Raw genomic sequence first — 25,539 nt, 5'->3', positions numbered from 1 at the left:
GCCAGAGTGGTCTCGAAGGATTCGAATGCCTCCTCGAGCTCGCCCGAATCTTGATAACGAAATTGAACGGGCTGGGGTCAACGCTGGGAGAGGGAAGCGGGCGGGGGATCGGATTGCGGTCGAGAAACGCCGAGACTTGGCACACGCTGCGGCAACGGAGCGGCGTCGCGGTCGACGGGCTGCCAATCGTCACCCATCAGACTCCGATAGCGTGTCGCCATCAGCCGCGCCGCGTCGACGTGGCCGGTCTCCTCGAGCAACTGGCCGAGATAGCCGACGGCCCATGGATGGTCCGCCTGCATCGTGAGGAACTGCTCGACGGCGGCGATCGCGCCATCGACGTCCCCGGACCGTGCCCGAATCCGGGCCAGTGTGAAGGCGACCGAGTCGTCCTCGGGGTTGAATTGCCACGCCTCCTCGACGCGGTCGCGGGTCTGAGCGAGATCGCCGGCCCGCCAGGCTTCCTTCCCGGCCAGAAGCGCGGCCGTGGCCCTCTCCGAGGCGTCGGGCACGAGTCGCCGGGACTCGACCTCGGCCTCGTCGAGGCGGCCCAGCCTGCGAAGAGCGTCCACGAGCAGAGCGCGTGCCTCTTTGTCTGACGGTTTGTTGCGCAAGTAGGATCGAAGCGAGTCGACCGCCTGGTCGTACAGGGCGTTTCCGATCGACACCGAGCCGAACAGCAGACCGAGATCCGGATTGGCAGGATCATCGCCGGAGCAGGGATCGACCGGCGGATTCGTCCCCGAAGACTCGGCGGATCCGCAAAGCGGCTTCAACGCCTCCAATGCTCCACGATTATCGCCGAGATGGTGCAGGGCCTTCCCAAAAAGATATTGGGCGTGACGGTCCGATGGATCGAGCCTCGCCAGCTCAACGGCGCGATGCCGCAGAGCCGGCCAGTCCGCGCGCTCTTCGAAAAGGTTCGCCAGAGCGCGTTGCAGGCCCGCATCGGTGGGATACAGACGCGCCGCGACCTCCCAGCGGTTCAGGGCCTCGTCCGGCCGTCCGGCGGCACGCAAAGCGTCGCCGTAAACGCGCCACCCCGCGGCCGTGTCCTCGACGTCCAACGAGCGCTCGGCGAACGCGAGGGCCGTGTCGGTGTCGCGCAGCGCCAGACGTGCCGCGGCGATGCGTGCCCAGACGGCGGCACGCTCCCTGTTGTCCGCATCGCCCAGGAGGAGGTGTTCGGCCAGTGCGTGCGCGCCGTCCGGGAACAGCGCCCCCGGGTCGGCGAGGCTCGCGCCCGATACCCCGCGCGCCAGCACCCGCAGAGGCGCCACGAACTCAATCAGCATGTTGTCGTCCGTGTTGAGATCGCCCGACGGTATTGCGCGGCGAAGCGCTTCGCCGCCGTTCCACCAACGGGCCACGATGTCTTCGGGGCCGTCGACGCCGACGCGTGCGAGATCGGCGCGCACCGCGGATCCGGCGCGTACGAGTATCCGGCGCATGTCGAGTGAAAAGGATCGGTCGCTACCGAGAATGATGGCGTCGCCGCCTACGCGAAACAACTGCGCGTGCGGGAAAACGGCGATGAAGCTGCGGAGCAGGGTCAGGAGGTCCTTGGCGTCCAGCTCGTAGAGCTGCACCCACTGGCCGAACACACCTCCGGGGCTCAGCCGCCGTCGAGCGATGGAGAAGAAATCGGTGGTAAAAAGCGATGCGGATCCGGCGGTCCACGGATTCGAGGGTTCCGAAATGATGACGTCGAAAGCCGGTCCCGGAAGCGCCAGTCTGGTCCTCGCATCGTTCAGCACGAGATGCACCCGTGGATCGAGAAGGGGCGATCCGCTTTGGGCATCGAAGAAACGGCTCGCCCGCACGACCGCGTCCTCGATCTCGATGCACTCGACGTGCCGTACGGGGTGCTTCAGCACCGAACCGAGCGTCACTCCGCTTCCCAGGCCGACTACCAACACGCGGTCGGATGTTTTCGCGAGCATAAGAGGAAGGTGAGCCATAAGCACTTGCGTCGGCAGATCCCCGAGAACCGCGGGAATCGTCCGCGCATACGGATCGGTCAGGCCGGACGGCACCGATGCGTCGGGCTTGCCGTTGATCTGCAGCGCGAGCAGCGGCGTCGTGCGGATGACCTGGACGGTGCACGTGAGGCCCTCTTCGAACATCAGGATATCGCCGGCGTGCGTGCGAGCCTTCTGGCGAAAAGCGGCGCGATCCAGGCCAAGGTACTCCTTGGCGTAACGAAACACGCCGCTCGACAGGATGTCGGGACGCCAGCGCGGCGCAAGGATCATCACGTTCGCGGCAAAGACAAGCAGGGCCAGTGTCGTGGCGAAACGCAGCGCGGGCCCCGCCTCGCTCCGCGCCGCGACGAACACGATCATCGCCACGATCGCGTTGACGAGAATTCCGGAACGGAGTGTCGGGCCGGTGCCGAGCCTGGGGACCAGCCAGAAGCCGGCGGCGATCGACCCGAGGATGGCTCCCAAGGTATTCCAGGCGATGGCCCGGCCGACCGTGCGAGAGGCGCGCAGGCCTTCGGGATCGAGAGCGCCGACGATGGCCGGGAACATGGCGCCCAGGCCCATCGTCGGCAGCACCATCAGCACGGCGGCGAGTCCCCATTGGACTCCCAGTACGCCGTGCGGGGAGGGGGGCAGGTGGCCGAGCGCCACGACATAGAAAAAGGGGAGCTCATCCACCAGAAACAGGCTTGCCCACGTGGAGATCGCCACCACGGTCTGGCAGAGGCCGATGGCGACCAGCGGCGTGACGCCCGGTTGCAGCACGCGGGCCCCGATCCAGCCGCCCACGCCCAGTCCGAGGAGAAAGGTGGCGAGCATGATGGTGTACGCATAGGTCGAAGATCCGAGCACGAGGACGAGCAGCCTGTTCCACGCCACCTCGTACACTATGGCGGTGAGGCCAGAGAGCGCATACGCGGCGATCGACAGCCCCGTGATCGCACGCACGCCCCGGCCGTCGGCGACCGAAGTGGCCGCGGCTCCGACATCGTCGACACGCATCTCTGCCTGGCCCATGGGCAGGCTCGCTGAGCGCCGGCCCCGGCGCATCATCAAGAAGGCGACACACCCGACACCGAGATTGATGCCCACCGCCACGAGCTGCGTGCGCAGGAGGCCGAATCGGGGCAGTAGCAGCAGACCGGCCGCCGCGCATCCCATCACCCCGCCGAGCGTATTGATGGCATAGAGCACGCCGACACTGCGACCGGTCGCCTCTCCTCGGCGTGCGACGAGGTTGCTGATCGCTGGAAGCGTGGCCCCCATCAGGGCCGTGGGCAGAAGGAGCAGCAGAAAGCAGAGCACGAGACGCACGGCGCTCGTCGCGACGAACGAATCGCCAATCCATTGCGGAAGCGTCCGCACGAGCGCCCCCTGCGCCTTCAAGAGAACGGGCACGCACGACGCGACGACGGCAAGCGCCGTTTCGAGCGCCGCGTAGAGTCCCAGGGGTCCGAGCCGGACGAATGTGTGTGCGCGCGCTCCCATCCACCAGGAGCCGAGCGCGAGTCCCCCCATGAAAGCGGCGAGGACCGTTGCCACCGCGTATGTCGTCGAGCCGAACAGCAGCTCGAGAGCGCGCGCCCATGACACCTCATAAATCAGCCCGCTCGCTCCCGACAAGAAGAGGCAGATCGAAACGAGGCGAGTCGGCGCAGGCGGGGCCGCCTGTAGCGGATGCTGTTGGATCGGGAGGCTCATCAACTCGTCCGCAGGAATGTAGACGGCGAAGGGACTCAGTCGACTCCATCCGGAGGCGACGCGCGGGTCAAGGTGCGAACAGCGTCATCCGGCCTGTGCTCGATGACGTCGGCGACCGCGTCTGCCAGTTTCGGAGTGTCCTCGTATTGTCCGTGCAGCCGTCCCTTCGTATCGATCAAGAAAAAGATGCCTGGATACCGGACCTTATAGGCGCGTCCCAGCGGATCGTTCCAGAGTACTTTGCCCGAGAACGATGTCGGCCACGTGATCGCATGCTCGGCCAGGAATGTGTCGAGGGCGGCGCGATCCGCGTCGAACGAAACCATCAGGATCTCGAGACCGGATGATCGGTACTGGGCGTACAGGCTCTTGAGGGCGCCTATTTTGGACGTCGCCTGGCCGCACCACATGGCGAAGAAATAGATCACGACGGGGCGGCCACGATAGTCGTCGAGGAATGTCCGGCGCCCGGTCTCATCCTCGAACGGCGCGTCCGGCGCCAGCTCGCCTACGATCGGCGGTCGCACTGCGTGTGCCAGATCGAGACGCCTGAGCGTCAGGGCGCGTCCCTCGGGATCGATGGCGGTCGCTTCGTAGACATAGTGGCCCATCGAAAACTGGGACGAGAATGAGCCGAACTCCGGGGAGAATGGATCGATGCTCAAATGCCGATCACCATCCAGATCGACGAACATGCCGTCGAGGGGATCGTGCGTGTACAAACCGTCGCCATTGCCGTCGAAGAGAACCGCCCGGCAGCGGCGACCGTCGAGGTAGACCCGACCGACCATTCCATAGACCGTCTGGACGCGATAGACGGGATTGGTGTCGATCGCGATGCGCGGCTCGAGGACGACGCGCACCATCTGATGGATGTCATGTTCATCGCCGGTGGGACCGGTACGCCAATGGAATTCGGCGAGAAACGACCGGGCGCCGGCGGGGGAGCGGTAGGCCGTCAGGTTGACCGGGTGTTCATCCTCCAGGCTGCCGTCGAGATCCGAATCCCACCACGCCTGCTGCGCCAGGCCTTGCGTGTATCGCGCCAGGAACGGGAGGTAATGGCGGCTGTCGGTGCGACTATCGCCGGAGAGGCGTCGCATGATCGTGCCAGACCAGAGCTCACCGTCCTGGCCGACACGATCGTGCAGGACGGCGTGCTCGACGGGCTTCATGCCGACCGCGGCGTATTCGAGATTCACGACAGCGCGGTGAAAGCGGTACTGGCCGACTTCGCGGTCCACGCAGCCCGGGGCGCACATGCTGAGGGTTGTCAGCCCGACGAGGATCGTTCCGCGCCCGAGTTGGGACAGCGCCAAGCTAAACGTGAAAGCCTCCCGAGAACCTGGGGACGGCCGGAAGGCCGTCCCCAGGTTCGTCGAAGTGCGAAAATCGCCTTCAGTTAGGACGCCAGCAGTCGAAGGAGCCGTTGCACGTCTTACACTTGCACGGAGGCTGGTTCTCACACGTCTCCCCGCACGGGATCGTGGCCTTACACCTGGTACAGGCTGCCTGGTTGAACGAGGTATCGAACTCGGAAAGAGTCACGAAGGGATCCGAGGCGTCACGGTTGGCGTTGGCGGTAATGGCGGTGGTATCCGTCGCCACGTTGACCATGACCAAAACCCCGATGGCTGCAACTAACAGGCTTAACACGATTGGGGCCTTCCTCATCGTTTATCCTCCTCGGAGCAGGTGTTAGGAGAAAAAAAGAGCGTCATCGGGAGGTCGCCGACCTCGACGGAGGGGATCGCGCCGGCCCGGGACATTCGGCGAGCCGGCAGCCGTCCGGTCCCCGCTCCGCCTCGCAGGAGAGGCGGTCGATTGCGCCTGTCTGGACTTCATAAATGGCTTGCGCCGGCAATTTCACGGTCCGTCTTCACTCCGAGACACACCTTCAGGGCGCCCGAAGATGCGGGGAGGGCGAGAACGAATCCTGTGTTTCTAATAGAACAATTGTCGAGCAGTCGGAAAAGGTTCCCTTGTCATTCGGTCAATGCCGTCGCAGCGGAACGTGGCGCGTCCCGAGCGTGACCGCCGTGCGCTTTGGAGTCGCGCGCCGGTCCTGCGTGCGGAGACCGTACGATGCGGCCGTGATCGCCCGCCGCATCTCGAGACGGCATCGCGACAGGCGAGATTTCACCGTGCCAATCGGGATGTCGAGAATGCGGGCGATCTCGCCGTAACTATGCTCCTCAAAATAGAAATATCGGATCAGGTCCCTGCACGCGGGGGACATCCCCTGGAGCGCGAGCCTCACCGTTTGCAAGGTCACGGTGGGCTCACCGACAGCCCGATCGAGGAGAGCCCCCGCGTCTTGAGGGCGGCCCTGCAGCGACGACTTGCGCGACAGTGTCTGCCGGGCCGTGTACATGGTGATGGCCTGGATGTAAACGCGCAGATCGCGCGAAGGATCGAAATGCTCGCGGCGAAGGGAATCGAGAATCCGCAGCATCACCTCCTGTTCCATGTCTTCTTTTTCCGAGCGGAGACGGGTATACCGGGGCAAAGCGAGAATCGAGCGAATCCACCTCAGGACGACTCGGACGGCAGCGGGATCGCCGCGCTTCAGGCCGGTTTGGATGAGGTTGTCTCTTGACGGATCGGCACACGTGGGCATGGTCCACCCGTGGACGAGCGACCAGCCCGCCTGGCGATGGGGAGGGGCAAAAGACGATGCCCGGGTGTGCCGCCTCTTGATCGAAAGGCGCCGCGCGTTTCGTGAAGGTGCTTTGAGTCAGACCCGTTGTCCGACAACCGATGGGATCGATTCCCACGCGGACAACGCCGGGTGGCGACAAAATACGCGGCGCGCGCAGCATCGTCAAGCAGTTTTCTCCTGTGCGAAAAGAACCGGCTCAGGCGAGCCGTCCTTCCTCGTTGCGCGGGACGTTCGGTGTCAGTGCTTCTTGAGTGTCTTCAGCCCGAAGGTGTCCATGGACTCCGTCGAACACGACGGTGTCCACCCCGGACAGGTTGTCGGTCATGTTGGCCGCGACGTCGGCCCTATCGACGACGGTGGTCAGCGCGCCTTATCAGCCTTGAGATCGCGTGGCGGCCGGCGAGAGCAGCCGAGGTGGCTGCGCACGTGACCAATCGGCCCGACACGATCGGGTGGGAATAGGCTGCGACGAATTCAGAAACCGCAGGCGCTCAGGTGGGCCGGAGCGACGCGCAACCGGAGGGTGGTGGGGGAGGAGGCAAAAATGATCTCTCCCGAGCCGTCCATGGCGGGCGCAATGCCCAAGAAGGTGATGTTGACCTCGACGTTGATGCACCAGGAACCGGCATTCGAGCACATGAATCCATATCTGTGCGTAAGCGCAAACGGGCAGTCACTCCAGGCACTTCCCGCACTCCTCGACCATTTCTGGGAGCTGCCATCGAAGAAGGATCCGCCTGTCTGCGAGTACTCGAGGTAGTTGGACACAATCGAGCCAGCTCCAGAAAAACAGTACCGAACGGGTGGAGTCCCTATCGGCTGTATCTCCAAGAACAGGTAATCGCTCTGGCCGACGGGGGTTCCCTGCCACGCGGTGCTCAGCCATGTGGCCGGAACGTCGTCCGCGGGCCCGTCGGGATTCTCGTGCGGGAGCAACGGAGCTCGGTTGCACCGCGCCGAAGTTGTTCTCCCAATCCACATGGTTGCAGACGTGCCAACCCGGCGCACATGGTCTCCACGGCCGGCGGAGCGGTGACCCGCCTCACCAGTGCGCCGAACGGCGTCGATGGCTTCAAGTGGGCGCCCGACGGAACACGGATCGCCTTTGCCGCGGGGGAGATGGTGGAGCGCCGGGAGCTCCTGCCCGAGACTCCCGAGTTCCACATCGTGGGGAACGACCGATCCACCTCGGCGAGCCTCTGGATCATCCCGGTCCCCCGGCCGGGAGAAACCACCCTGCCCGCCGCGGTCCGCCTCACCGAGGTCAGAGATTCCTCGGTGGACGATGCGTTCGCGTGGTCCCCCGATTCGAGGCGAGTCGCCGCGGTGCCCAACGAAGTGCCACTTGGCGTGGGCCACGCCAGGCGCGGCGCCGGACGGCCGAGGTCTACCGCGACGAGCTGGCTTTCATGGTTGCGTGCTCTTATCGACGGTCTCCATCCAGGCGACCAGCCTCTCCAGCATCCCGGTGAAGACCTCTTCGTTGCTGCGTCCGGTTCGGGCGGGAACGTGGAAGGAGTGATCCGCGTCTGCGACGGCCTCGAGCGTCGCGCGCGCGCCGAGCCGCTCGATCAGGGGCCGCAGCAGAGGCAGGCTCCCGAAATCGTCACGCGTTCCCTGCAGGAAGAGCATCGGGACCTGCACGTCGAAGAGATGCCGGCCACGCTCGTCCGATGGACGTCCGGGTGGATGCAAGGGAAACCCCAGGAAGACGAGACCGCGGACGCCGGGCAGCGGCGATTCGGCCTGCGCCTGGGAGGTCATGCGGCCACCGAACGACTTGCCTCCCGCAAAGAGCGGGATCCGCGGGACAAGGCGCCGCGCCAGGACGAGGGCGGCGCGGACGGTCGCCTGGGCGAGCTTGGGCGGATCCGGCCGCCTCGAGCCTCGCTCCATGTAGGGGAACTGATAGCGCAGCGTGGCGATCCTTCGCTCGGCTAGCCCGGCGGCGAAGGCCGAGAGGAAGGGGTGAGTCATGCCGGCGCCCGCTCCATGGGAGAGCGCCAGGCAGGCGAGCGGCTGGCGCGGCATCAGCAGAAGCCCGGAGACGGTCCGGCCGTCCTGGAGATCGATCGTCAGGCTTTCGGCATTTTCAGAGGGCATGCTTACGGTTCCGTGCAGGTATTGAAGTCCGATACCTCAGCCGCCGGCGCCATATATACTCCAGCGCGCTATGCGCGAGCCCCGCTGGGTTCCCTACGCCGCCGTAGCGCTACTGGCGGCGGCGGTGTACGTTCACACCCTCTCCTTCGGCTTCGTCTTCGACGACCAGTGGCTCGTGGTCCAGAACCGGTTCCTTCTGGAACCTTGGAGCGCCCTGACCGCCTTCACGCATCATTTCTGGTACGGCACGCCGTTCGGCGCCGGCTTCTATCGTCCGATCGTCGTCGCCTCCCTGGCCCTCAACGGCCGCCTCTTCGGATGGGGGCCGGCGGGATTCCACGCCTTCAACGTCCTGCTGCACGCCGGCAACGCCGCTCTCGTGCTCCTGCTGGCACGGCGGCTGCCTCTTTCGGGCTTCGCCGCGGGTCTCTCCGCCGCCCTGTTCGCGGTCCACCCGGTCGGCGCCTGGCCGGTCGGCTCGGTGGTGGCGCGGGTCGACCTGCTCCCGGCGATCTTCATCCTCCTCGCCTGGATCGCCTGGACGACGCGGGATGGCGGCTGGCAGCGGGGAGGGATGCTGCTGACCGGAGCGTGCTTCCTCGGAGCGCTGCTCTGCAAGGAATCGGCGGCCGCCTTCCTTGGGATCGTGGTCATGGCGGTGCTGCGGCCTCCCGTGTCGCGGATCGAGGGCCGGGCGCCGCCGCCGCGGTCGGTCCGCTGTCTCGGCCTTGCCGCCTCGGTCGGCGCTCTCGGCATTTACCTTGTGGCGCGCCGGATCAACGGCATCGGCCTGCCGTCGATCGAGCAGCTGGTCAACCCGCTCGCCGGGATGCCCTGGTCGTCGCGCGTGATCGCGGCGCTCGCGCTGAGCGGGCGCTACGTGCTCTATTTGGTGTTCCCGCTCCGGTTCGCCGATCCGCACGACTACGCCCCGAGCGCCTCCCCGCCGCAGGTGACGGCGGGAGTGGTGCTGGCGGCCACGGCCTTGCTCGTCTGGGTCGCCGCGGTGCTCGTCCTCTGGTGGCGGCGCGATCGGCTGGCGCTGCCGGCGGCGTTCGCCCTCGGGAGCTTCCTGCCCGCCTCCAACCTGCTCCGGCCGATCAACTCGCTCTACGCCCAGAACTTCCTGTACCTACCGCTCATCGGCCTGTGCTTGGTCACTGGCGAGATCGCCGAGCGGACCGTGAGCCGGGCACGAGCCGGATCGGAGCCGTCGGCACACGGCCGTGCGGCGAGGATCCCGATACGCGGATGGGTCGCCGGCGCGGTCGTCGTCGTTCTCGGCCTCGCCGCCGCCCGGGAGGCGTTGATCTGGCGGGCCGAAGAGCCTCTGTTCAGGGCCTGGACCCGGCGCTTCCCGAACTATGCTCTGGCGCATTTCAATCTCGGGCTCACCCGGCTCGACCTCGGCGACGCGGCGACCGCCTTGAAGAGCCTGCGACGCGCTCTCGCCATCGACGACCGCAGCCCCCAGTTGCAGGCCTACACCGCGGCGGCGCTGATGCTGGTCCGGGACGACAGGGAGGCGCTCGAGGAGGCGCTGTCCCACTACCGCAAGGCTTTCCAGTCTGACCCCCAGTTCGTCAAGCCGCGGGTCAACGCCGCCAGCATTCTGCTGCGCCTCGGACGGCCGGAGGAGGCCGAGCGGGAGGCGCGCGAGGCGGTGCGGATCGCTCCCGATCTGAACGAGGCGCGCATCGACCTCGCCGAGTCGATGTTCCGGCAGGAGAAGTATCTCGAGGCGGCACGGGAGTTCGGCAGGCTGGCCGCGATCCTCCCCGACAGGTTCGAGGTGCGTTCCCCCCATGTCGTGTCGTTGATCCGGGGGGGCGATCTCGACGCGGCGCGGCAGGCGGCACTCGCCGCCCGAAAGGAGTTCCCCGGCCTTGCGTGGTTTGATTTCTGCCTCGCCCGCGTCGAGGCGCGCTCCGGCCGGAGGGCCGAGGCGTTCGCCCTGCTGGAGGCCTCGCTGGCGAAGGACGAGAAGACCAGGGATTGGATCGGAGAGGTCGAGGACTTCGACCGCTATCGGAGTGATCCGGCGTTCGCCGCGCTCCTGGCCAGCGCGCGCCGGGGGCCTTCGACCGGCCCGGCGCCGGGCGCGCCGCTCCGCTGACCGCCCGGCGGCGGAGACTGACAGTGTAAGACAGCCTCGCTTGGCGGTGACGCACAAGGTAGGATAAGGGACGCACGAGCGAACCCGGGAGCCACACATGCTGATTCCTGAAGTCCGTCCCATCGCGCTCGACGAGATCCGCCAGGCGCGCGAGCGCATCGCCAGGACGATCGTCCGCACTCCACTTCTACGTCTGGAGCTGGGGCCGGGGCAGCCCGACATCCGGCTGAAGCTCGAGAACCTCCAGCCGATCAATGCCTACAAGCTGCGCGGGGCGGCCAATGCCGTGGCGATGCTCCCGGAGTCCGAGCGGAGGAAGGGCGTCTGGACCATCAGCGCCGGCAACGCCGGACAGGGGGTCGCCTACGCGGCGCGGCAGGCCGGCGTACCGTGCACGGTCGTCGCCATCGAGACCGCCCCCGCCGCGAAGATCGAGCGGATGAGAGCGCTCGGCGCGCGCCTCGTGCTGGTGCCGTACGAGGTCGCGTGGCAGGCGCTCGACGAGCGGGCTTACCCCGGAGTCGAGGGGACCTTCGTGCATCCCTTCGACGACCACGATTTCATTGCCGGGCACGCGACCATGGGCCTCGAGATCCTGGAGGACGCCCCCGACACGGCGGCGGTGATCGCCGCCATCGGCGGCGGCGGGCTCATCACCGGCGTCGCCAGCGCCGTCAAGGCGCTCAAGCCGGAGGTGCGGATCTGGGGCGCCGAGCCGGAAACCGCCGCCCCCGCGGCCGCGTCGTTCGCGGCCGGCTCCCCCCAGGTGTTCAAGGCCTGGGAGCCCTCGTTCGTCGACGGCGCCGGCGGCAAGAGCATGTTCCCGCGCATGTGGCGGCGGATGTCATCGCTCGTCGACGGCTCCATCGTGGTCAGCCTCGACGCGACCCGCCGCGCCATGCGCCTTTTGGCCGAAAAGACGCGCGTCATCTCCGAGGGAGCCGGCGCCCTGCCGCTCGCGGCCGCGCTGACCGGGAAGGCCGGGCAGGGGCCGATCGTCGCCATCGTCTCCGGCGGCAACATCGACCTGGGCAAGTTCGCGGAGCTGATCGGGGCGGGCGAGAAGGCGCCGACGGCCTGATCTCGCGCGAGCTCGCCACGGCCGATTCGCTCTGACGGAGTGTCGAGGCGGCTGTCTACATCACGTCGAAGGCGTCCACGACGACCCAGGCGCTGGTACCGTCAGGGTTCCATGTGCCCGTGACCCTGATGGTGATCGTGTGAGCGCCTGCGGCGAGGCCGGTGGCCGTGTAGATCACGGCCTGGGCCTGTTCCGACGGAGCGTACGTATCGACCGTCGCCCTCAGCGCGCCGTCCATATAGACCTCCGCGATCCCGCCCCAGACCGCCGTGTAGCCGATCCAGCGGATTCCCGTGCCATTGAAGGTGAGACTGGCGGTGCTCATCGGATACGCGGACTCCACGATCGAGCCGCCGCTCAAGTCGGAGCGGCGCTGCGGCAGCCACACCCCCGTATAGACGACCGAAAGATCGTTCTCCTCGACGCGCATCCCGCTCGAAGGGACGGCGCTGAACGGCGGCACCTGCGCCGACACCCACGACAGCGAGATCAGCGACAGAAGTGCATGAGCGCCGAGCCATGCCAGTACTCGTTTTCCTGAACCCTTGCGCATTCTCATCACGGGGCGTCCTCCTCGGCGTGAAGGATGCGCCGTGACGGGGTCGCCCAGGTATCAGGTCGATTCCTCGGTTCCGGGGCGGAAAACGCCCGAGACGGACTCGGGAGGCGGGGATACCGGGAGGTGCATTCGGGCTCAGTCCGGCCTCACCCCGATATAGGAACCGGCCATCGCGATGAAGTTCCAGACGCTCGAATCATTCCCCGGGCGCGAGACTCCACCATCCCTATCTCAGCGCGCCTGCAGATCGTCCCGGTAGATGGTCGGGACGCCCTGCTGCGCGAGGCGGCGCTTCTGGTCGGAGGGGCCTGATGGGAGGCGCGCGATGTCCGTGACCGCGATCCCGCCCTCGGGGACGCTGCCGCTGGCCGATGTGCCCCCGCTGCCCGTCGATCGGTTCCGGCGCGTCGTCCTCGACGCCGTCGGATCGGGCCAGAGGATTCTGTCCCTGCCGGGCTTCCCCGACGGCGACGGGACCGGTCTCCTGGCGATCCTCGGGAGCGATCGCGACCATCGTCTCTCGGCGGCCCGCTCGGAGCCGATCCGCGGCGGCTACCGGGCGCTCACCCCCGAGTGCCCGCAGGCGCACCTCTTCGAGCGGGAGATCGCCGAGCGTTTTGCCGTCGTCCCGGAGGGGCACCCCTGGCTCAAGCCGGTCCGGTTCCTCGGGGCAGGGGCGGCTCCGGGCACGCCGGACTTCTTCAGGGTGGACGGCGACGAGGTCCACGAAGTCGCGGTCGGCCCGGTGCACGCCGGGATCATCGAGCCGGGACACTTTCGTTTCCAGTGCCACGGAGAGCGCGTGCTGTTCCTCGAGATCGCCCTCGGCTACCAGCATCGCGGCGTCGAGCGGGCGCTCGCCGGCGGGCCCGACGCGCGCACGATCCACCTCATCGAGACGCTGGCCGGGGACACGTCCATCGGTCACGCCTGGGCCTACTCCCTTGTCGTCGAGGCGCTGTCGGGTTCCTCTCCGCCGCCGCGCGCCGAGGCGCTGCGCGGCGTGGCGCTCGAGCTCGAGCGCGCGACCAACCACGTGGGAGACCTCGGGGCGCTGGCGGGGGACGTGGGCTACCTGCCGGCGGCGGCGTTCTGCGGACGGCTGCGCGGGGATTTCCTGAACCTGACGGCGGAACTGTGCGGCAGCCGGCTCGGCCGCGGGCTGGTGCGGCCCGGCGGGGTGGCCTTCGACCTGGGCGCGGAGCAGGCGGCGGCACTGATACCCTTGGCCCTCACGGCTCTCGACGAGGCCGCCGACGCCACGTCGCTTCTGTGGGGCACCGCGACCGTGCGGGCGCGCTTCGAGGAGACCGGCGCCGTCGGCCCCGGGACCTGCGAGGCGCTCGGGCTGGTCGGCCCGGCGGCGCGCGCCTGCGGGATCGGACGAGACGCGCGGACCTCGTTCCCGTCCGGAATCTGGCGCGAGCATCCGATCGAGATCGCCGCGGCCGCCTCCGGCGACGTCCGGGCGCGGGCCTGGGTGCGATGGCTCGAAGTCCAGCGCTCCATCGCCTGGCTGTGCGCGCGCCTGGCGGCTCTTCCGCCGGGCCCGATCCGCACCGCGGCCGCCGGCCTCGCCCCCGGGAGTCTCGCGGTGTCGCTCGTCGAGGGATGGCGCGGGGAGATCTGCCACACCGCCCTCACGGACGACACCGGCCGGTTCCGCCTCTACAAGGTCGTCGATCCCTCGTTCCACAACTGGAGCGGTCTCGCCGCGGCGATGCGCGATCAGCCGATCTCCGATTTTCCGCTGTGCAACAAGAGCTTCAATCTCTCCTGCTGCGGTCACGACCTGTGAGCCGCGGCGCCGGCGGCCCGGCATGCTGAAATCGTGGCTGGTGCGCGCGCGCCAGGGGCACCGCACGGTCCCGTATCCGGGCCCGCTTCCGGCGCTCCCCGAGCGGCTGCGCGGGCTGCCGGTCCTGCAGCCGGAGAAATGCCGTTCGGGATGCGCGGAGTGCGTCGCCGCGTGCCCCACGGGGGCGCTCTCCAGCGGCCCCGAGGGGCTGCGGCTGGATCTCGGCCGCTGCCTGTTCTGCGGCGAGTGCGAGGCTGCCTGCCCGGACGGCGCGGTGCGCTTCACCAACGATCCCCGGATGGCGGCGCGCCGCCGCGACGATCTCGTCCTCGGCGGCGACGGCCCGCGGCTGGCGGCGGCGCTCGGCGACGAGTCGCGGCGGCTCTTCGGCAGGTCCCTCCGTCTGCGCGTGGTCAGCGCCGGCGGCTGCAACGGGTGCGAGGTCGAGGTCAACGTCCTGAACACGATCGTCTTCGATCTCGGCCGCTTCGGCATCCAGTTCGTCGCCTCGCCGCGCCACGCCGACGGCCTGCTCATCACCGGCCCGGTCACCCGCAACATGGAGCACGCCCTGCGCAAGACCTGGGAGGCCGTCCCTGGGCCGCGCCTGGTGATCGCCGTCGGGGCCTGCGCCATCTCCGGCGGGCCGTACGCCGGCCATCCGGAGCAGCTCGACGGTGCCGCGGGGGTCGTTCCGGTCGATCTGTTCGTCCCCGGCTGCCCGCCACACCCGCTCGGCATACTGGACGGGCTGCCGCGACTGCTCGGGCGGGCATCATCGACATGAAGGGGGACGTGGTGATGCTCCTGGCCCTCCAGACCCTGCGCGGGGCGGGGGCCCTCGACCGGCTGTCGCTCGTGGCGATTCTGATTGGAGACGAGGAGGACTCGGGCGCGCCCCTGACTCTCGCCCGGCGGGATCTCATCGACGCCACCGAGCGGGCGGACGTCTCGTTCACCGAGGGGCTCGTGGACATGGCGCTCGACGGCATCGGCCTGATGGGGGACGGCGGTCACACCCGAACGAGACCGCCGACCTCAGGACGCTTCCGAGCCAGGCTTAGCGGATCGCCGTGACCCTCCTGCGTCTGAGCAAAGGGAAGCGCTGAGCCCGCGGCCGCGGCGCCGAGAGGCGCTGGTGGTCAACGCGTGCAGGACTGCGGCTCGCCCGTACCACGTTAGGACCCTCCCAATGCTGGAGGCATTATGTCGCCGAATTCATTTTTGGATATTGCACTTACATCGTAAGCCGACTATGATTACATAGCCATGGAACGCAAGGTAAGGGACTATCTCTCGGAGATCGGACGGCGGGGCGGCCGAAAGAGCCGCCGGGTTCTGGATCCCGGCATGGCCCGGCAAATGGTCCGCGTGCGTGAAGCGCGCCGAGCCTACCGGCGATTCCACGCCAGGTGCTTCTGGTCGTTCGATCCCGACTACGAGATCCGACCGTCCGACGTCGCCTGGGTGGCCGACCAGCTCCGCCGGCACGGCGGCCGTGACGCCTGGGAAGTGGCGAGCCGACTGTGCCGCTGACCGATTATCAGGCAGTCGTGGCCCGGTTGCTGTCCGGGAATCGGACGTTCGATTCGTACCTGGCAGGCGGGGCAGCGATTCTGATCGAGCCGAACACGACGCGCTTCAGCCGCGATCTCGACTACTTTCACGACACGGAGGCGCGCGTCGCGGAGGCGTTCGCCGCCGATCGCGCTCTGCTCGAGCGTCACAAGTTCACTGTCGACGTCGATCTCAATCAGGCCGGCTACGTCCGCGCCGTCGTAAGCCAGGGCGGGAACGCCACCAAGGTCGAGTGGGCTCGCGACTCAGCCTGGCGGTTCATGCCGACCCAACGCGACGAGCGGGTCGGTTTCGTGCTCCACCCCGTCGATCTCGCCGTCAACAAGGTCCTCGCGCTGGCCGGTCGGGACGAAGCCCGCGACGTTCTGGACGCAGTTCATCTGCACCGCAGGGTGCTGGCGCTGGGCGCCCTGTGCTGGGCGGCGTGCGGCAAGGACCCCGGCTTCACGCCGCTGTCCCTCCTGGACCTGCTGCGGAGGCGCGGGCGGGTTCGCGAGGAGGACCTGGCGCGCCTCGATCTGGCGACGCCGATCGACCTCCGGTCGCTGAAGCAGGAGTGGCTCGAGGCGCTCGACTCCGTGGAGGGTTTCGTCGCATCGCGCCCCCCCGAGGAGATCGGCTGCCTCTACTACAGCGCCTCGCGGCGCAATTTCGTGGACCCGCGCGAGGCGGCCGATTCCGTCCTGCATTTCGGCCGCCCCGGCGGCGTATTGCCGCGGATCGCGGATTCGTGATTGTGAAGTGCCGTGACCTCGAGGCCGTTGTCGAGCGCCGTGCTCATCACCGCGTTGACCTGGTCTTCCAGCAGGACCATGTCTCCCATCACGATCGCTCAAGCTCAATGTTCCGAGCCGCCTGCATCTGAGGGACTGGCGGCCGGCTACGCTCCCGCCGCCCAGGAGAGACTTTCGAGAGCGGCAGGGCGCGCACGCGCTGGCCGGTCGCCGTGAAGATGGCGTTGGCGACCGCGGGCAGGACCGGTGGCAGGGCCGGCTCGCCGAGGCCCCTCGGCGCGTGGTCGGTCTCGAGGAACTGAACGTCGATCGCGGCCGGCGTCTCGGCCATGCGCAGCGGCGTGTACTCGTGCAGGTTGCTCTGCACGGCGCGGCCGCGCTCGAAGGTGATCTCGTAGTTCATCAGGTGACTCAGGCCGTCGATCACCGAGCCCTGGACCTGCTGGACGGCGCCGCTCGGGTTGATGATCGGACGCCCGATGTCGTTGACCGACCAGACCTTGCTCACCCGCACCATGTTCTTGGCGTCCACGCCGACCTCCGCCACCACGGCCGAGTAGCCGTAATGGCAGAAGTGCCCGCCGATCCCGAGCGCGGTTCGTTTCCCCGGAGCGGTCGCCTTCGCCGGCGCGCGGGAGCCCCACCCCGACTTGGCGGCGACGGCTTCGTAGACGCCGCATGCGCCTCGGGTCGAACTTGTCCAGCGGGTCCTCCACGTCCGGGGGACGCGCCGACGGCGCGTCGAGCATCGCCAGCCGGAAGCGGAAAGGGTCCACGCCCGCGGCGCCCGCCAGCTCGTCGATGAACGACTGCACGACGAAGCAGATGGCGTTGAACGTTGCGCAAGAACGTCAAGGTCGTGGTGCTCGACGTGCGCGCCGTGCCGGTCATGGACGCCACCGGCCGGGTGAATCTCGAATCGGCCGTCGAGCGTCTGCGTGAGGCCGGCATTTTCGTGGTCCTCGGCGGTCTCCTGCGCCAGCCGCGCGAAGTGATCGAGCGCGCCGGCCGGGAGAACCGACCCGGCCGGCTGGCGTTGTGTGACTCCTATCAGGAAGCGATCACTCTAGGCCTGCGCCACCTTGCGGAGATCGAGCGACCGCAGGCGGGGGCACCGGCGGGCGTCGAGCCGGATTCCTCCGCCCCAATCTCACCCGACGCTGACGCGTCGTTGTGACCTGCGATGGCCGCACCCTGAGACACGTATCTCCCGGCCTGACGCCGAGTCCCGATTCTGGGATCGCGGGGTGTCGGGAGCGGACAGGCGTCTGCCGTCATGGGCGCCGGGCCCGGGCACAACGCCTTGACACCTAGGGCGATGGAGCCGGCGCCAGACCCTGGCACGATACCTGCTTACACAAAAGCGAAGCTGACTGGCAGGAACCATCCTACAGGCTGGTGGACAGGGCACCACACGGAGGACGTATCGTGAGCGCCGGACTCGCCATTCTTCGTGATATCCGCTTCGCGATCAAGTCGCTGCGTCGCTCTCCCGGCTTCACCCTCATCGCCATCATCACGCTCGGACTCGGCATCGGTGCGAACACGTCGATGTTCAGCATACTCAATGGATACCTGCTGCGCCCGGCGCCCTATCCCGACAGAGAGCGACTGGACCGCATCTATCGCGCCACTCCCCAGAATCCCCGCGGCGGTATCTCGCCGGCCGACTACCTCGAGCTGAAGTCCCAGGTGAACGGCTACGGGGACATCGCCGCCTACGCCGCTTGGGACATGAGCCTCTCCGAACCCGGCAAACCGCCCGAGACGGCCGAAGGCCTGCGCATCACCGCCAATCTTTTCTCCACCCTTGGCACCAAGCCTCAACTCGGCCGGGGCTTCCGTCCCGACGAAGAAATCCTGGGCAATCACCGCGTCCTCGTCATCAGCCACCGCTACTGGCAGGATCGATTCGGGCGTGACAGTCAGATCCTCGGCCGCACGGTCCGCATCGACGGCGAGCCCCACGAGATCGTCGGCGTGCTCCCCGCCAACTTCAGCGACTGGCGCCATCTGAATTGGGTCGATGTCTTCCGGCCGCTGGGTCTCGACGAAAAGGAAGCCCGCGACCGCAACGCCACGTGGCTCCGCCTCGTCGGGCTTCGCTCCGCCGCCCTCAGCCGGGCGCAGGCCGAAGTCTTCATCGAGAGCTTCGGCCGCCGCCTTGCCGCCGACTTCCCGGCCGCGAACGCCGAAGGCACCTGGCGCGCCGTCCCGATCGACGAGACGTTTCTGCCCAAGTATGGCCAGGACATCGTCGTCATGCTGATCGGCCTCTCGGGTTTCGTGCTGCTCATCGCCTGCTCCAATCTGGCGAACCTGCTTCTCGCCCGTACCATGGCCCGCGCTCGCGAGTTCGCCGTGCGCTCCGCCCTCGGCGCCTCGCGCTCTCAGATGGTGCGCCCCCTGGTCGTCGAGTCCCTCCTCCTGGCCTTCGCGGGCGGCCTGTGCGCCATCCTCATGGCCATGTGGACCTTCGACTGGATCTCGGTCGCCAGCGCAGGGGACAATGGCGTCGGCGTGATTCTCACGTTCGACTGGCACGTCCTCGGCTGGGCGTTCGTCGCCTGTCTGTTGACGGCCCTGGGCTTCGGCGTGGCCCCCGCGCTCTTCGCCCTCCGGCTCGATCTCAACAGCACTCTCAAGAGCGGATCGCGCGGCACCACGGGAGATCGCGGCCACCGACGCTTCCGCAACGTCCTCATCGTCGGCCAGTTCGCCCTCGCCATGGTCCTGCTCGCGGGGGCCTCGCTCTTCGTGCGCGGACTCCACGAGTTGAACAACCGTCGATACGGTTGGGAATGCGACCACCTCGTCACCGGCACCATGGTCCTCCCGGCCACGACCTACCCGGGCGACAAGGACATCACGGACTTCCAGCGCATCGCCCTGGAGCGTCTCGAAGCGTTGCCCGGCGTCGCATCCGCCAGCTTCTCCTACTCGATGCCCTTCTTCGGTCTGTCCGAGCCCCGCAGGTACCTGGTCGCAGGTCGCGAGACTCCCGAGCCGGGCCGTGAGCCCGCCGCGCTCATCAACGGCGTCAGTCCCCACTATTTCGAAACCGTCGGCACCCGCCTGCTCGACGGGCGCGCCTTCAACGCCGGCGACGTGCTCGCCTCCCCGAGAGTCTTCATCATCAACCAGGCCATGGCCCGCGGGCTCTTTGGTGACGAGAATCCCCTCGGTCGACGCATCGCCCAGGCCGGCGGCACAACCATCGAATGGGGGGAGATCGTCGGCGTCGTCGGCGACGTCCAATCGGTCTATCCCGATCGAAACACCGTGACCACCTACCAGCTCTACCAACCCATGGCCCAGGAACCCAGGCCCCTCAACGAGGTCGCCGTCCGCACCGCCGGAATCGCGCCGGCCACCCTCGTCGCCGGTATCCGCACCACGATGATGGCGCTCGACGCGGACCTGCCGGTGCGCAAGGTCCAGCCCGCCGAAGCCACGATCGTCCGGGCCAACTACCAGCTGGGGGTCCTCGGGAGCCTGCTGTCCGCGCTGGCCGTGCTCGGGCTCGGCCTGGCCTCCCTGGGCGTCTACGGCGTCATCGCGCGCACCGTGGCGCAGCGCACCGGGGAATTCGGCATCCGCCTCGCTCTGGGGGCGCAAGCCGGAGACATCACCCGTCTCGTGCTCACTTCCGGGGCGAAGCTCGCGATCATCGGCTCCGCCATCGGCCTGCTGGGCGCCTTCGGCACATCCAGGCTGATCGCGGCGGCCTTCCCCGGCATGCAGACGAGCAGCGTGTCCGTCCTGATTGGCGCCACCGTCCTGCTCATCGCCATCGCCCAGGTCGCCTGCTACCTCCCCGCGAGGCACGCCTCGCGAATCAACCCCACCGAAGCATTGCGGGCAGAATAGAGCACGGCACCGCACGACATCGCGTGGCAGTTGTCGAAAAGGCGCTGCGCGGGCGGGGGCCGGATGTCTCGACGGTCAGCGGAGGACTCACGCAACGAAGAGTCGCCGTCCGCCGAGTGAAGTGACGGCGCCGTAGACCGCGAGGCCGGCGGTCACGAGAATGCCGACGAGCCCGGTGCCGAAATAGGGAGCTGAAGCGTCCGTGGTCATCGGGAAGAAATGATAGAGCATCGTGGTCATGCAACCTGCCGCGGTCGCGAGCAGTCCAAAGCGCAGGTAGGTCGCGGTCACCAGCGCCGCGCCGGCGAACCCGCAGGCCAGGCCGGTCCACGCATAGCCACTGAACTCCGCGGGCCATCCCAGCACGGTCCAGAAGGCAACGAAGGCGATGACCACCAAGGCGTTTTTCCGCAGGACGACCCGGAACGCCAGGACCAGGACCCACACGGCGAGGGTGGCGTAGATCGCGGTCAGGACGGCCGGCAGCAGTCCCGCCACGACGAAGCGGCCGCCCAGAAGCGTTTCGGAGGGCGGTCCGTAGAATCCGGGGCCGGGAAACGACAGGGGGAGCGTCGTCGAATCCACCCCGAGCCATCCGGGGAGGAGCATGGGGAGCTGGCTCCAGAGGATCGTGCAGATGAGGCCCGACAGCGACCCGATCAGGAGATCGTGCCCGACGAGGGGATCCCGGAAGCGCCCCGCGAGGAGGCGGCTCCATCCAACGTGGCCCCGCGGCCACAGGCGGCGGACGGCGGGCTCGAGGGCAACGTAGAGACACCAGATGACCGCGGCGGCGCAGAGACTTCGGCCGACCGCGATCGCGACAAGAGTCAGCTCCGAGTACAAAACGGGGACGTGGTGGGCGCCGAGAACCCACCAGAGGCCATGCGCCAGGAAGACGAAGGCGGCGAGGTGAAACGCGCCGCGTCGATCGGCCCGGCCGAGACGCAGGTTGCGCAGGACGAGAAAGCCACCGAAGGCGAGAACGATGAGGATCCACGCCGTCCACAGCGCCGTGAACAGGCGATTGCCGACCTGGGGCCGTTCCGGACCGGTGGCCGACCAGTAGGGATCGAAGGGAAAGATGCATTCGAAGTAAACCGGTTTCCCCCGCCAGGCAGCCGCTTCGAAGCGGACGGGGACGTCGCCCGCGTCGTGCAAGGTGCCCGACCACGCCGCGCGGACGTCGAATCCGACCCTGGGGATGCGGGTGGGAGGCACGGGCGTCAGGTCCGCCTCCGCCAGTCCGGCCGCCGAGAGCAGCGGGATCCAGTTCGGTTCGGAGCCCCCGTTCCTGGAAAATTCGGCCTCCGGGGGGAACGCCTCGAGGAAGCGGAGCCGTCCGCGCAGATCGGTCCACAGCCGGATGTCCCCCGGCTGGAACGGGGGATCACCGAGAGGGTCGGGGATCCCGTCCGGGTTCTGCGGAACGAGGTATCCGGCCGACTCGCGATACCAGAAGAACATTCCGAGGCTCCCCGGAGCCGCGAGCGCCGCCCACCGATCGGGCTGGGCGCCGCGCGTCTGAAGCCAGTGGAGGTATGTGAAGTTCGTCACGATGCCCCGGGCCGAATCGGCAGGACGCCCAGGGTAGCCCAGCGACTCGAGAGTCTCGCGGGCATGCGCGCTGAGTGCCTCGGCAGATTGGGGGAAGGGCATGCGACCAAGGATTGAGGTCTTGCCAGCCGCACCGAGGACCAGGGCGAGGGCGGCAAGCCACGCCGTGCCGAGAGCGAGAACCGAGCGGGATGACAGCGCCCCGCGCGGCCCCGAGGCCGCGACCAGCTCCGGTGAGGGGGTCTCCCCGGCAGCGAGCGCGGCCTCGAGCGGATCGCCTCCCGGGAGGGCCGTGGCAACGGCGCGCGCCGATGCGGGTCGCCGGTTCGGATCCCGCTCCAGGCATCTCAGGATGGCGCGCTCGACCACCGGGTCGAGCCCATCGACGAGCTGTCCTGGGCTGGCTGGAGACGATTCCTCCTGGAGGCGGCGCAGCTCCGCGATCGTCCGGGCCTGGAAAGCGCGCCTCCCCGTGAACAATTCGTACAACACCAGCCCGAGAACATAGACGTCGCTGCGGACGGTGACCTCGTGACCGTCCAGCTGCTCGGGCGCCATGTAACCAGGCGTTCCGGCGCGGATCTCGAGCCCGTGAATCTCGTCTGCCAGGCCGGCAAGACCGAAGTCGGCGATGCGCACCCGTCCACGGCCGTCGATCATCACGTTCGCCGGCTTCAGGTCGCGATGGACGACGCCCAGGTCGTGCGCCGCCGCGAGGCCCGCGCAGATCTGCCGCGCGACATCGAGGGCCTTTTCGCGTGGCAGTCGCCCGATGCGTATCAAGAGCGACGCCAGCGCCTCGCCGTCCACATACTCCATGGACAGGAAGTGGGCCCCGTCGTGCTCGCCGACATCCCACACGTGGCAGACGTTCGGATGCGCGATCTGGCGCGCCGTGCGCACCTCGCGCAGCAACCGCTCCACACGGTTCGTGTCCCGCTCCAGAGAAGGAGGAAGAAACTTGAGGGCGACAGGCTGTCCGAGCTTCAGGTCATCGGCCCGGTAGACCTCACCCATGCCGCCGCGTCCGAGCAGCGAAACGATGCGGTAGCGCCCGCCGACGATCGAGCCCGGGAGGAACCGTTCGACGTCACGAAGCGGCGGCAGCGCGACCGTGCCCCGACCGTCGGCATGCTCCAACCTCCCTCCCTCGGGGGATCGCCCGGGGAGGAGCGAGGTGGGCACGTTGGCCGGCCGGTCGAGGAAGCCCGTCGTGCGATCCGCGGTATGCAGCAACGCCTCCACCGCGGCGCGGAGGCGGGTGTCCCCGGCGCAGGCCGCGTCGAGATAGGCGCTCCTGCGCTCGGGTGGCAGCTCGAGCGCGGCATCGAGGATCGGCGACAGACGTCGCCATTGCTCCAGGTCGATGTTGGACATGGGCCGTGTCGTGCGAGGATTATTCGTCGAAGCGGTGCTGCCGGTCAATCGCGCGCGAGCCCGCCCGGCTCGATTCCCCCGCATGCAGGCCTCGGCGCTCTCGGCGTCGCAGTGACCGGTCACCCGGGGGGACCAGGCTGGGTGAGACCCCGGCGCCGGGACCCGCCGCAGGACACCCGCGTCGGCCGACGCATTGCACGACGGGTTCGGGCCGATCTAGGATCGCGCTCCCCGACCCTGGAGCGTTCGGAAAGGAGAGGACTCGTGAAACTGAGACTGTCGATCCCCCTCATCGCCGCGCTCGCCCTGGCGGCGCCGGCCCTGGCGCGCGACACGCACCCGGCGGCGGAGGTCCGGCCGCCGGTCGCCGACAGGAGGCCGCACGCGATCGCGTCGCCCAACGGCACGCGTGACGACCCGTACTACTGGCTGCGCGACGACACCCGCTCGAAGCCTGAGGTGCTCGACTACCTCAAGGCCGAGAACGCCTACTACGAGGCCGGGACCGCTCCCTACCGCTCGCTCACCGAGACACTGTCGAAGGAGATCATCGGCCGGCTGAAGCAGGACGACAGCAGCGTCCCGTACAAGTACAAGGACTATGTCTACTACACCCGTTTCGAGACCGGGAAGGAGTATCCGATCCAGGCGCGCCGGCCGATCGACTCGGATCGCGAGCAGCTCCTCGTCGACGCCAACCGCGAGGCCGGGGGGAAGTCGTTCTACCAGCTGGGACGCCGGGTGGTCAGCCCGAAGCAGGACCTGCTGGCGTTTCTCGAGGACGTCGCCGGCCGGCGGCAGTACACGCTGCGCATCCGGGAGATCGCCAGCGGGCAGGACAGGCCGGAACGGATTTCCGGGCTGGGCAACGGAGTCGCCTGGGCGAACGACAATCGGACCGTGTTCTACGTCGAGAACGATCCGGTGACGCTGCTCTCGACGCGGGTCAGGCGGCACGTCCTCGGAAGCGATCCGAAGGACGATCCGGTGGTCTACGAAGAGGCGGATCACAGCTTCTACCTGGCCATCGACAAGTCGGGCGACGAGCGCTACATCCTGATCCGGCTCCGGAGCACCGTCGCGACCGAAACGCAGGTGATCGACGCCGACGACCCGGGGTCGGCCCCCCGCCCGCTGGCGAAACGCCGGACCGACCACCTGTACCAGGCGGACCACATCGCCGGCCGCTGGATCATCCGCACCAACCTCGACGCCCCCGACTACCGGATGATGACCGCCGCCGACCTCGAGACCGGCGTGGCGGGTGAATGGCGCCAGCTGCTGCCGTACGACCGGGGGGTCTTCATCGAGAATTTCGCGCTGTTCCGCGACTACCTGGTGATCAACGAGCGCAGCGAAGGGCTGCTGCGACTGCGCGTGCGCCAGTGGACGAGCCTCGACAAGTCGACCGTCATCCCCTCCGACGAGGCGGCAAGCGCCGACGATCTGTCGATCAACCCCGAGCAGGGGACCGACATGCTGCGCTACGCCCATTCCTCGCTCATCACGCCGGACAGCACGTTCGAGATGAACATGCGCACGGGTGAGCGGCGACTCCTGAAGCGGCAGCCGGTCCTGGGCGGATACGATCCGGCGAACTACGCCACCGAGCGGGTCTGGGCCACGGCGCGTGACGGCACGAAGGTTCCCGTGTCGCTCGCCTACCGCAAAGGGTTCAAGCGTGACGGCCGGTCGCCGATGTACCAGACCGCGTACGGGGCGTACGGGGCCTCGTCCGACCCTGCGTTCGAGATCGCGGCGGTCTCGCTTCTCGACCGCGGCTTCGTCTACGCCCTCGCCCACATCCGCGGCGGCCAGGAGATGGGGCGCGCCTGGTACGACGACGGCCGCCTGCTGCACAAGATGAACAGCTTCACCGACTTCATCGACGTGACCGATTTCCTGGTGCGCGAGAAGTACGCCGCCCCCGACAAGGTCTTCGCCATGGGCGGCAGCGCGGGCGGCCTCCTGATGGGCGCCGTGGCCAACATGGGCGGAGAGAAGTACCGCGCCATCGTCGCGCACGTCCCGTTCGTCGACGCCGTGACGACCATGCTCGACGAGACGATCCCGCTCACGTCGAACGAATTCGACGAGTGGGGGAACCCGAAGGAGAAGAAGTACTACGACTACATCCGGTCGTACTCGCCGTACGACAATGTCCGCGCGAAGCGGTACCCGGCGCTCTACGTGACCACCGGGCTGAACGATTCGCAGGTGCAGTATTTCGAGCCGGCCAAATGGGTCGCGAAGCTGCGCGCCACGAAGACCGACGGGAATCCGCTGCTGTTCAAGATCAACATGTCGGCCGGGCACGGAGGCCGTTCGGGGCGATTCGAGAGCCTCAAGGAGACCGCCGAGGAGTACGCCTTCCTGCTGAACCTGCTCGGGGTGCGCGGCTGACGCCCGGGGACAGGG

Annotated in this window: 18 protein-coding genes; 10 read left to right on the top strand and 8 right to left on the bottom strand. The window is 68.0% G+C overall.

Going from position 1 to position 25,539, the window contains the following annotated elements:
• Window positions 1–77: 77 nt before the first annotated feature.
• The 5 genes from VGV60_06565 to VGV60_06545 all read right to left on the bottom strand — a co-directional run bounded on the left by VGV60_06565 (window position 78) and on the right by VGV60_06545 (window position 8,451).
• On the bottom strand, window positions 78–3,686 hold the full coding sequence (locus VGV60_06565; protein ID HEV8700918.1) for a fused MFS/spermidine synthase: 3,609 nt from the start codon (window positions 3,684–3,686) through the stop codon (window positions 78–80).
• Between the two features lie 35 nt (window positions 3,687–3,721).
• Complete coding sequence (locus tag VGV60_06560) at window positions 3,722–5,005, bottom strand: TlpA disulfide reductase family protein (protein ID HEV8700917.1); 1,284 nt, start codon at window positions 5,003–5,005, stop codon at window positions 3,722–3,724.
• A gap of 674 nt (window positions 5,006–5,679) precedes the next feature.
• The gene (locus VGV60_06555; protein ID HEV8700916.1) at window positions 5,680–6,306 is read right to left on the bottom strand and encodes a sigma-70 family RNA polymerase sigma factor; all 627 of its coding nucleotides are present in this window, start codon (window positions 6,304–6,306) and stop codon (window positions 5,680–5,682) included.
• Between the two features lie 516 nt (window positions 6,307–6,822).
• Window positions 6,823–6,987 carry a hypothetical protein gene (locus VGV60_06550; protein ID HEV8700915.1) on the bottom strand — a complete coding sequence of 55 codons (165 nt, stop codon included), beginning with the start codon at window positions 6,985–6,987 and terminating at the stop codon, window positions 6,823–6,825.
• Between the two features lie 768 nt (window positions 6,988–7,755).
• Window positions 7,756–8,451, bottom strand: coding sequence for an alpha/beta family hydrolase (locus VGV60_06545; GenBank protein ID HEV8700914.1), 696 nt, complete (start codon window positions 8,449–8,451; stop codon window positions 7,756–7,758).
• Window positions 8,452–8,521: 70 nt separating this feature from the next.
• On the opposite strand from VGV60_06545, the gene VGV60_06540 reads away from it, so the two are divergent.
• Both VGV60_06540 and VGV60_06535 read left to right on the top strand, forming a co-directional pair.
• Window positions 8,522–10,567: a tetratricopeptide repeat protein gene (locus VGV60_06540; protein ID HEV8700913.1), complete on the top strand. Its 2,046-nt coding sequence runs from the start codon at window positions 8,522–8,524 to the stop codon at window positions 10,565–10,567.
• A gap of 97 nt (window positions 10,568–10,664) precedes the next feature.
• Entirely contained in the window at window positions 10,665–11,648 is a 984-nt protein-coding gene (locus tag VGV60_06535; protein HEV8700912.1) for a pyridoxal-phosphate dependent enzyme, read from the top strand.
• Window positions 11,649–11,703: 55 nt separating this feature from the next.
• Here the strand turns inward: VGV60_06535 and VGV60_06530 are convergent, their stop codons facing one another.
• A complete protein-coding gene (locus VGV60_06530; GenBank protein HEV8700911.1) occupies window positions 11,704–12,207 on the bottom strand; it encodes a hypothetical protein in 504 nt (167 codons plus the stop codon).
• Between the two features lie 325 nt (window positions 12,208–12,532).
• Here VGV60_06530 and VGV60_06525 point away from each other — a divergent pair, with 325 nt between their 5' ends.
• The 5 genes from VGV60_06525 (at window position 12,533) to VGV60_06505 (ending at window position 16,317) form a co-directional block, all read left to right on the top strand.
• Window positions 12,533–14,005 (top strand): hydrogenase, encoded by a 1,473-nt coding sequence (locus VGV60_06525; GenBank protein HEV8700910.1) that lies wholly within the window; start codon window positions 12,533–12,535, stop codon window positions 14,003–14,005.
• Between the two features lie 22 nt (window positions 14,006–14,027).
• Complete coding sequence (locus VGV60_06520; protein ID HEV8700909.1) at window positions 14,028–14,792, top strand: 4Fe-4S dicluster domain-containing protein; 765 nt, start codon at window positions 14,028–14,030, stop codon at window positions 14,790–14,792.
• Complete coding sequence (locus VGV60_06515) at window positions 14,789–15,082, top strand: hypothetical protein (protein ID HEV8700908.1); 294 nt, start codon at window positions 14,789–14,791, stop codon at window positions 15,080–15,082. Before VGV60_06520 ends, VGV60_06515 begins: the two co-directional genes overlap by 4 nt.
• 192 nt (window positions 15,083–15,274) lie before the next feature.
• Entirely contained in the window at window positions 15,275–15,541 is a 267-nt protein-coding gene (locus VGV60_06510) for a hypothetical protein (protein ID HEV8700907.1), read from the top strand.
• Window positions 15,532–16,317, top strand: a complete 786-nt coding sequence (locus VGV60_06505; GenBank protein ID HEV8700906.1) for a hypothetical protein — start codon at window positions 15,532–15,534, stop codon at window positions 16,315–16,317. The genes VGV60_06510 and VGV60_06505 overlap by 10 nt, the downstream gene beginning before the upstream one ends.
• An 88-nt stretch (window positions 16,318–16,405) precedes the next feature.
• Here VGV60_06505 and VGV60_06500 read toward each other — a convergent pair whose 3' ends face one another.
• Complete coding sequence (locus VGV60_06500; protein HEV8700905.1) at window positions 16,406–17,230, bottom strand: molybdopterin cofactor-binding domain-containing protein; 825 nt, start codon at window positions 17,228–17,230, stop codon at window positions 16,406–16,408.
• Here VGV60_06500 and VGV60_06495 point away from each other — a divergent pair.
• Both VGV60_06495 and VGV60_06490 read left to right on the top strand, forming a co-directional pair.
• Entirely contained in the window at window positions 17,156–17,494 is a 339-nt protein-coding gene (locus tag VGV60_06495; protein ID HEV8700904.1) for a sodium-independent anion transporter, read from the top strand. The genes VGV60_06500 and VGV60_06495 overlap by 75 nt on opposite strands.
• A gap of 251 nt (window positions 17,495–17,745) precedes the next feature.
• Window positions 17,746–20,187, top strand: a complete 2,442-nt coding sequence (locus VGV60_06490) for an ABC transporter permease (GenBank protein ID HEV8700903.1) — start codon at window positions 17,746–17,748, stop codon at window positions 20,185–20,187.
• An 87-nt stretch (window positions 20,188–20,274) separates the two neighbouring features.
• Here the strand turns inward: VGV60_06490 and VGV60_06485 are convergent, their stop codons facing one another.
• Window positions 20,275–23,121: a serine/threonine-protein kinase gene (locus VGV60_06485; GenBank protein HEV8700902.1), complete on the bottom strand. Its 2,847-nt coding sequence runs from the start codon at window positions 23,119–23,121 to the stop codon at window positions 20,275–20,277.
• A 270-nt stretch (window positions 23,122–23,391) separates the two neighbouring features.
• Between VGV60_06485 and VGV60_06480 the strand changes: the two genes are divergently transcribed.
• Window positions 23,392–25,524: a S9 family peptidase gene (locus VGV60_06480; protein ID HEV8700901.1), complete on the top strand. Its 2,133-nt coding sequence runs from the start codon at window positions 23,392–23,394 to the stop codon at window positions 25,522–25,524.
• The last annotated feature ends 15 nt before the right edge of the window (window positions 25,525–25,539 follow it).

The sequence above is a fragment of the Candidatus Polarisedimenticolia bacterium genome (genome assembly GCA_036001465.1).
Taxonomy (GTDB): Bacteria; Acidobacteriota; Polarisedimenticolia; order Gp22-AA2; family Gp22-AA2; genus Gp22-AA3.
Note: the sequence above shows the minus strand (reverse complement) of the source record. Positions and strands in the feature narration are given on the sequence as shown.